This is a genomic window from Halorubrum distributum JCM 10118 (genome assembly GCF_000337335.1).
Lineage (GTDB): Archaea > Halobacteriota > Halobacteria > Halobacteriales > Haloferacaceae > Halorubrum > Halorubrum distributum.
On sequence record NZ_AOJN01000040.1, the window covers coordinates 34,772 to 43,106 of the forward strand.

Consider the following 8,335-nt stretch of genomic DNA (forward strand, 5'->3'; position numbering starts at 1 on the left):
CCGCCGATACGTGAGGCCATGAAATCCGGTGAGACGTTCGACTCCGCCGACGAGAACCGCTCGACGACCGACGCGACCACCCGTCGGGGGGCGTTCGGGCTCGCGGGCGCCGTCGGGATCGCGAGTCTCGCCGGCTGTACCGCGCTCGACGTCGCGACCGGCGACGGGCCCGCGGAGTTCGCGGCGGGCACCGCGACGGTGCGCGATACGACCCTCTCGGAGAGCGGGTACGAGCTCAACGAGGTGTCCGACGAGGTGATCTCGCGGGAGGTGGAGGTCGGCGGACAGACGCGGGAGGTGCGCGTGACGAACACGGTCGCCGAGTACGACAAGGCCGTCGAGCTGTTCGGCGAGCGCTACCAGGCCGCCGTCTTCGCCGCGGTGACGACGCCGCAGATCGAGGTGCTCGGCCGGGCGCTCAACCCGATCGCCGAGCTGGGCACCCGCGAGCGCGCCGACCTCATCCTGAGCCGGTACGAGGGGGTCGGCGACCTCGAACGCGGCTCGGAGTACTCGACGGCGGTGCTCGGTTCCGACGCCGAGGTCGTCGTGTACACGGCCGACGGCGAGATCGAGGGGACGGGCGCGAGCACCGAACTGGAGCTTCACATCGGCGAGCCGGTCGGGGTCGAGGACGACTTCGTCCTCCCGCTGGCGGCGTATCCGGCCGCGTTCAGCGACGGCGAGAACGTCCGCCGCATGATGAACGGGCTCGAACACGAACCGAACGAAGAGAACTAAGCGCGGTCGCCGACGCGGGCCCACCCTCACCGACGCGACCGCCCGCGACGGCGCAGTCGCCGGGTTCACCGGGCGCGACCCGAGCCGAAAACATATGCCGCCCCCCCGCGTAGCCTCGGACGATGCTGCTCGTCCTCTGTGTCGACCTCGACGACGACCTCGGCCGCAAGACGGGGATCCCCACCCCTGTCATCGGCGCCGACGACGTCACCGAGGCCGCGGTCGCGCTCGCGACCGCCGACCCAGAGGACTCCGACGTGAACGTGCTCTTCCAGGGCGTCAACGTCCACGACGAGCTCGCCGCCGAGGGCGAGGCCGTGGAGGTCGCGGCCGTCACCGGCGTCGACGGCCCCGACGTGAAGGCGAACCGCGCGGTCGGCCAAGAGGTCGACCGCGTGCTCGCCGAGCTGTCGACCGGCGAGGAGGTGTCCGCGGTCGTGATCACCGACGGCGCCCAAGACGAGTCCGTCCTCCCCGTGATCCGGTCGCGGATGCCGATCGACGGGATGCGCCGCGTCGTCGTCCGGCAGGCGCAGGACCTCGAATCGCTCTACTACACGATCAAGCAGGTCCTCGCCGACCCGGAGACCCGCGGCACCATCTTAATCCCGCTCGGCGTGGTCCTCCTCATCTACCCGCTCGTCGTCGTCGCGAACCTCTTCGACGTGGCCGGCGCGGCAGTGCTGGGAATCCTCTCCGGCGCGGTCGGGCTCTACTCGCTGTTCCGCGGGCTGGGGCTCGAAGACACCGTCGACGGCGCCGCCGAGAGCGTCCGCAACGTCCTCTACACCGGGCGGGTGACGCTCGTCACCTACGTCGTCGCACTCGCCTTGGTCGTCGTGGGCGGCGTTCAGGGCGTCGACACCGTCGACGTCGTCCGGACCGCACAGGGGAGTCCGCTCGCCGCCGGCACCGCCCTCGCCGCGTTCGTCCACGGGTTCGTCCAGTGGCTCGGCGTGGCGGGCGTCACCTCCAGCCTCGGGCAGATCACCGACGAGTACCTCGCCGGTCGGTTCCGGTGGCGCTACCTCAACGCCCCCTTCTACGTGGCCGCCATCGCCGTCGTGCTGTTCGCGGTCTCCGGCTTTTTCCTCCCGGACGCGCCCGGCGTGACGGCGCTCGGGCTCTCGGAGCTGGCGTTGGCGCTCGCGGCCGGGACGCTCATCGGCGTGTTGAGCACGCTGGCGTTCGCGGTCGCGGAGTCGCAGCTCCCGTCGGCGGAGCCGGTCTAAGGCAGCGGAAAGAAAGTGCGGACGGCGCTCACCGCGGCGTCCAGGAGTCGCACGCCTCCATGTCGTCCATCAGCTCGTCGTAGTGCGCGCAGTAGGGCCGCATCCCGTCGTCCGTCCGGACGTAGTCGAACTTCGCGCAGTTGCCGCAGTAGGCGTCGCCCGGGCCGTCCCGCGCGGCGGGGGAGCCGGGCGAGGGCGCGGACTCCGGCGTCGACGGCGAGGACGGCCCCGCCGGTCCCGCCTCGTCGAGCGGCGAGGAGATGTCGGTGTCGGCGCTGCCGCCGTCGCTCACGCCCGCCGAGCCGGGCACGGGGGATCCGCCCGTCCCGGACCGGCCCGCGTCGGTCGTCCGCCCGCCCGCGCCGGAGCCTCCCGCGCCGCTCGACCGGCCGCCGGTGGTGTCCGACGCGCCGGTGCCGGTCGCCGCTCCGGAGTCGGCCGTCGTCCCGGGGCCGGACGCCGCGCCGGCGGCGTCTCGGTCCGTCGGCCGGTTCGCGTCGCGCGCCGACCGGTTCGCGTCGTCGGGACGGTTCGTCTGCGTCTCCACGTCGCCGTCGGGGGTGCCGCCGAGGAGGCCGACGCCGCCGGGGCCGCTGAGCTGGTCTCGGGGGACTTCGACCACCTTCGTCTCCCCCTTGTGGGTCACCTCCATCGAGACGGTGCCGCCGGGGTCGTTGCGGGTCTTGAAGTTGGCGACGCCGACGAACACGCTCCACAGCGTCGTCGCGGCGCCGAGGAAGTAGACGCCGGCGGTGTGGAGGGTGAGGTTCGGGAGGTCCGGGCGCGGTCCGCCGACCCACCGCTCGGGGTACGCGTAGGTGAAAACCGCCACGCCGAGACACATGACGGCCGCACCGACGACCGCCGCTGCGTAGGTGCTGCGGTCGGCCGGCAGCACGGCCATCACGCCGATCAACACGAGCGGGACGCCGATGCCGCCGAGGACCCCGCCGAGCTCCCGAGCCGCGGCGGAGCTGTACCCCGCAGGCACCGCCACCTCGGCCGCCGCGAGGATGCCCGCGACGAGGAGCAGCGCCCCCGCGGCGAACGATCCCACGCCGAGGTACAGCCGCCGCGGGTCGGCCCCGGAGCGCCCCCGTCCACCGTACGCCTCCGAGAGACTGGTCATAGGCGGGGTACGTCGTCCACCGTGAAAACAGTACGTCAGACGATCACGGACCGCGGGCGAAACGGAAGGGTTGACGTCCGGCTCAGACGAGCGCGTCGACGTCGACGTGGTCGCCGAGCAGTTCGGCCATCCGGTCGACCGTCCGGACGTCGCGCGTGCGGCCGCCGCGGATGACCCCCTCGGCGCGGTCGATGGCGGTGACCGTGTCGGTGTTCACGGCGAGGACGGGCTTGCCGGCGTCCGCCGCCTTCCCGAGCACCGCGCCGGAGGGACGGTGGCCGCCGGTGAGGACGAGACAGGCCACGCCGGAGGCGTCGAGTGCCGCGGTCTGAACGTCCGCGCGGTCGCCGCCGGTGATGACGGCGGCGTCGCGGGCGCGCCGGAAGTAGCGGAGCGCCTCGTCGCCGCCCATCGCGCCGACGAGGAACCGCTCGACGAACGCGTCCGTGGGCGCGTCGGTGAGCAGCTCGGCGCCCAGCTCGTCGGCGAGCTCGCCGACCGTGACGCCCGCGAGCTCCTTCTCGTGGGGGATCGCGCCGAAGACGGTGATCCCCTTCGATTCGAGGAACGGGATGCCGTCCTGGTCGAGCGACTCGAAGGCGTCGTCGGACACCTTGTTAAAGACGACGCCGGCGAGGCGGTCGCCGAACGCGTCGGCGGCCGCGAGCACCTCGTCGAGGTCGTTCGGCGAGCCGTACTCGGCGACGAGGACGACGCGCGCGTCGAGCAGCTCCGCGACGTCGACGTCGGTGAGGTCGACGACGCCGCCGGTGGTCCAGCTGCCGCCGCCCTCGACGAACACCTGGTCGTTGTCGGCGGCGATGTCGTCGTACTCCTCGCGGATCCGGTCGCGGAGGGCGTCCGGGTCCTCGGTGCCGCGGATCGCGCCCTCGACGAACGTCGGGGAGTAGACGACGGGCTCCATCTGGTGCATCTCGGCGTCGAGGCCGAGCACCTCGCGGGCGAGCATGGGGTCCTGGTCGAGCGTCTTGCCGACGTTCGACTGGAGCCGGGTGCCCTTCGGTTTCATGTAGCCGACGCTGCGGTCGCGGTCGGCCGCGAGCCGCGCGAGGGCGACGGTGATCGCTGTCTTTCCGGCGCTGTCTCCGGTCGCGGTGACGAGTGTGGTGGGTGTGTCAGTCATCGGTGGGTTCCTCCGCGTCGAGCGGCTTCGGGTCGGTCTCCGCGTCGGTCCCCGGCGCGTCGAGCGCCTCCGGGTCGACGGTGAGTCTCACGTCGACGGCGGCGGCGTTCGTGCCGCCGTCGTCGTCGGGCAGTGCGACGAGGGGGTTGATGTCGAGCTCGAGGATGGCCGGGAAGTCGGTGACCAGCTGCGAGAGCCGGCCGATCGTCTCGATGACGGCGTCGACGTCGACCGGATCGCGACCGCGGGCGCCGCGCAGGAGCGGCGCCGACTGGATCTCCTCGGTCATCTCGCGCGCCTCGGGCTCGGAGACGGGCGCAACGCGGAAAGTGGTGTCCTCCATCACCTCCACGAAGATGCCGCCGAGCCCGAACATCAGCAGCGGGCCGAACTGCGGGTCGCGGTTCATCCCGACGATGGTCTCGACGCCGTCGTCGAGGTTCACCATCTCCTGGACTTGGACGCCGAGGACGGTCGCGTCCGGCTGGTAGTTGCGCGCGCGGGTGATGAGGTCCTCGTAGGTGTCGGCCACGTCGTCGTCGCTCACGCCGACGGCGACGCCGCCGATGTCGGACTTATGCAGGATGTCCGGCGAGACGATCTTCATCACCACGTCGCCGTCGACGCCTTCGGCGACCTCGCGGGCGCGCTCGGGCGAGTCGACGATCTCGCCGTCCGGCGTTGGGATACCGTACGCGTCGAGCAGTTCCATCGCCTCGACGCCGAGGCGGTTGTCGTCGCGGTCGCGCACCGTTCCGAGGATCTCGCGGGCGCGCTCGCGGTCGACGTCGAACGCCATGGGGGGCGCGTAGTCGCGCGCCTTGATGTCGCGGTAGCGCGCGAGCGTCGCGAGGCTGTCGATGGCGCGCGCGGGGTCGAAGTAACAGGGGATCCCCTTCGCCTGCAGCTGCTGTTTGGGCTCGCGGGTGCGGTCGCCGCCCATCAGGCAGGCCGCGACGGGCGCGTCCATCTCCTCGCTGACCGCCTCGATCGCGTCCGCGAGCTCGTCGAACTCGATCGTCGCCGTCGGCGCGGCCAGCACGAGCGCGGCGCCGACGTTGTCGTCGGCGACGGTGATCTCCAGCGCCTCGCGGAACCGCTCGACGTCGGCGTCGCCGATCACGTCGACCGGGTTGTGGATGTTCGCCTCCTCGGGCATCGACTCGGCGAGCCGATCGCTCGTCGCGCCCGTGAACGACGCCATGTCGAGGTCGGCGTCGCCCACCGCGTCGGTCGCCATCACGCCGGGACCGCCGGCGTTCGTGACGATGGCGACGCTGTCGGTGTCGGGCAGCGGCTGGCTCCCGAGGATGCCCGCCGAGTCGAACAGCTCGTCGACCGACTCCGCGCGGATGACGCCCGCCTGGTCGAGGCCGGCCTCGTACGCCTTGTCGGAGCCGGCGAGCGTCCCGGTGTGGGAGGAGGCGGCCTGCGCGCCGGCGCTCGTCCGCCCCGACTTCACGGCGACGATCGGGGTGTCTTGGGTCGTCTCGCGGGCGGTCTCGATGAACTCGCGCCCGTCTTCGATTCCCTCGAGGTAGCCGATGATCACGTCGGTCTCCTCGTCCGATCCCCAGTGGTCGACGAAGTCGGTCTCGTCGAGGACGGCCTTGTTGCCGAGCGAGACCACGTCCTTGAATCCGATTCCGTTGTCGTTGGCCCAGTCGAGGACCGCGGTGACGAACGCCCCGGACTGGCTCATGAAGGAGAGCCCGCCGGGGAGGGCGTTCTCGGGGCCGAACGTCGCGTTCATCCCCGAGGGGGTCGACATAATCCCCAGGCTGTTGGGGCCGACGAGGTTCAGGTCGTGCTCGTCGGCTAGCTCTGCGAGGCGACGCTCCCTCGCCGCTCCGTCCTCTCCCGTCTCGCCGAACCCGGCGGTGATCACGACGACGTTGCGGACCCCCGCCTCGCCGCACGCCTCGATGGCGTCCAACACGATCGAGGGGGGCACGACGACGACCGCGACGTCGGCGTCCGCGTCGGCGACCTCGTCGACGCAGGGCGTGTCGAGCACCTCGTCGTAGTTCGGGTTGACGGGGACCGTGTCGCCGTCGAAGTCGTCGAGGAGATTCGACGTGACGGCGCGGCCGACGGCGCCCTCGCGGGCGGTGGCGCCGACGACGGCGACCCGGTCCGGGTCGAACAGCTCGTTGAGCGTACCCATCAACGCGGGAGTACGCGAAGCGACGGCTTAAGATCCGTGGGAGGTTCTTCGAAATCGGGTCCTATGGTGAACGATCGATCGGGTTTCGGTCGGCCCCCCGGCGATACTCACGACGGACCGGGGGCGGCGTCGGGGTCGTCGGGGTCGTCGGGGTCGTCGTCCGCGGTCGACTCGCGGCCCCCGATCGGCTCGCCGTCCGCGACCGGCCCACAGACGGTGGCGTCACGGTTGTCGGGGTCGTCGGGATCGGCGACGGCGGTCTCGGCCCCGACCGCCTCGGTGTCGCCGGACTCGGCCGCGACAGGCTTGGAGCCGGCGGCCGGCGCCGTCGCGCCGCCGTCCGGCTCGGCCGCCGTCGGCCGGACTTCGGAAACCGGCGGCGGGCCGCGGTCGGCCGCCGGGAAGGAGGGATCGCCGTCGGCGTCGGGGACGCTGATCGTCACCTCGTTGCCGTCGGCGCCGGCGTCGAACGCGAGGTCCCCCCCGGAGCGGTCCGCGATCCAGTAGACGAGCCACAGTCCCATCCCGCCGGTGTGTCTGAGGTCGTCCATCTTCCACCGGTCGGTGATGGGGTCCCGCTCGCCCGGCGGGATGGGCGGCGCGTCGTCGCGGACCGCGATCTCGACGCGGTCGGCTGGCGCGGTGACCTCGATCTCGACCGTCGCCGGCCCCTCGGCGTGTTCGATCGCGTTCTCGATCAGCTCGGCGATCGCGTAGTCGAGCTCGGGGTGCGTGAACGCCCGCGTCCCGTCGGGACAGGAGACGGTGACGTCCGCGGGCGCCTCGTTCGCGTCGTCGACGGCGTCCGCCACCGCGCGCTCGACGAGCGGCGCGACCCGGAGCGGCTGAGGTGACTCGTGTTCTCGGAGCAGGTCGATCACGCCGCGCTGCTTCTCGGCCGTGGTCAGCAGGTCGTCGGCGACCCGGCGGACCGTCTCCGCGTGGTCGATCAGGTCGGCGGCGAGCTCGGCCAAGTCGACGTCCGCGGGCACCGCGTCGTCCCCCTCGGTCGCCGTCGCGGCCGCGCTGACGGCGTCGTCGACGCGGTCGACGATCCGCTCCGCGGTGCCGTCGACGATGTTCATGTCGTTGCGGATGGTGTGCCGGAGCAGGTTGTCCATCACCGTGAGCTGGCGCTCGCGGCGGTACTCGTCGGTGACGTCGCGAGCGAACCCGGTGACTGCGACGACCTCGCCGTCCTCGCGGACGGGGCGCGCGGGCACCCTGACCCAGGTGGCCGGGCCGTCCGGGGAGCCGATCCGGTACTCGAGGTTCGTCGGATCGCCGGCGGAGAGCTGCTCCATCGCGCACTCGACGTCCGCCCGGTCCTCGGGGTGGACGGCCTCCAAGAACGCTCGCGGCCGGCGCTCGAGGGTCTCGGGGGCGATCCCGAACACCGACTTCGCCGCCCCGTTGACGAACAGCAGTTCGCTCCAGTCGGCGCTGAACATCCACAACACGTCCGGCGACGTCGAGGCGATGGTCTCCAGGCGCCGCCGAGACTCGACCTCGAGGGTGATGTCGCGGGAGCTCAGCGCGTAGCCGTCGAGGCCGGTCTCCACCGGCGGAAACACGCGGGTGCGGAACCACACCCAGTCGCCGTCGACGGTCCGGTAGCGGTACTCTAAGGGGGCGTCTGGGCGCGTGCCGTCGGCGACGAGCGCCTCGAACGCCGTCCGGACGCGGTCGACGTCGTCGGGGTGAATCAGGTCGAACGCGTCCGTCCCGACGAGCTCGTCCGGGTCGAACCCGAGCAGCTCGCGGGTGGCCGCGTTGAGGTACCGGAACCGGCCCATCTCGTCGATCACCGCGATTTTGTCCTGCGCGAGATCGATGAGGGTCTCTGGCTCCGGCGAGCGAGACATATCGGAGACCACCCTGAACTGAGACTGTCTCTTATACACATCTCTGATGGCGCGAGG

General features: G+C 71.9%; 6 protein-coding genes. 2 read left to right on the plus strand and 4 right to left on the minus strand.

The window, feature by feature from the left end; translation table 11 throughout:
* Nucleotides 1-18: 18 nt before the first annotated feature.
* Both C466_RS07000 and C466_RS07005 read left to right on the plus strand, forming a co-directional pair.
* Nucleotides 19-741 (plus strand): DUF6517 family protein, encoded by a 723-nt coding sequence (locus C466_RS07000; RefSeq protein ID WP_004598950.1) that lies wholly within the window; start codon nucleotides 19-21, stop codon nucleotides 739-741.
* Nucleotides 742-863: 122 nt separating this feature from the next.
* Nucleotides 864-1,973 carry a DUF373 family protein gene (locus C466_RS07005; protein WP_004598949.1) on the plus strand — a complete coding sequence of 370 codons (1,110 nt, stop codon included), beginning with the start codon at nucleotides 864-866 and terminating at the stop codon, nucleotides 1,971-1,973.
* Nucleotides 1,974-2,001: 28 nt separating this feature from the next.
* On the opposite strand, the gene C466_RS07010 is transcribed toward C466_RS07005, so the two are convergent.
* The 4 genes from C466_RS07010 to C466_RS07025 all read right to left on the minus strand — a co-directional run bounded on the left by C466_RS07010 (nucleotide 2,002) and on the right by C466_RS07025 (nucleotide 8,278).
* Nucleotides 2,002-3,102, minus strand: coding sequence for a DUF7139 domain-containing protein (locus C466_RS07010; protein WP_004598948.1), 1,101 nt, complete (start codon nucleotides 3,100-3,102; stop codon nucleotides 2,002-2,004).
* A gap of 82 nt (nucleotides 3,103-3,184) precedes the next feature.
* Nucleotides 3,185-4,246, minus strand: coding sequence for a phosphotransacetylase family protein (locus tag C466_RS07015; RefSeq protein WP_004598947.1), 1,062 nt, complete (start codon nucleotides 4,244-4,246; stop codon nucleotides 3,185-3,187).
* The gene (locus tag C466_RS07020; protein ID WP_004598946.1) at nucleotides 4,239-6,413 is read right to left on the minus strand and encodes an acetate--CoA ligase family protein; all 2,175 of its coding nucleotides are present in this window, start codon (nucleotides 6,411-6,413) and stop codon (nucleotides 4,239-4,241) included. The genes C466_RS07015 and C466_RS07020 overlap by 8 nt, the downstream gene beginning before the upstream one ends.
* A 107-nt stretch (nucleotides 6,414-6,520) precedes the next feature.
* Nucleotides 6,521-8,278, minus strand: coding sequence for a PAS domain-containing sensor histidine kinase (locus C466_RS07025; RefSeq protein ID WP_004598945.1), 1,758 nt, complete (start codon nucleotides 8,276-8,278; stop codon nucleotides 6,521-6,523).
* Nucleotides 8,279-8,335 lie beyond the last annotated feature (57 nt).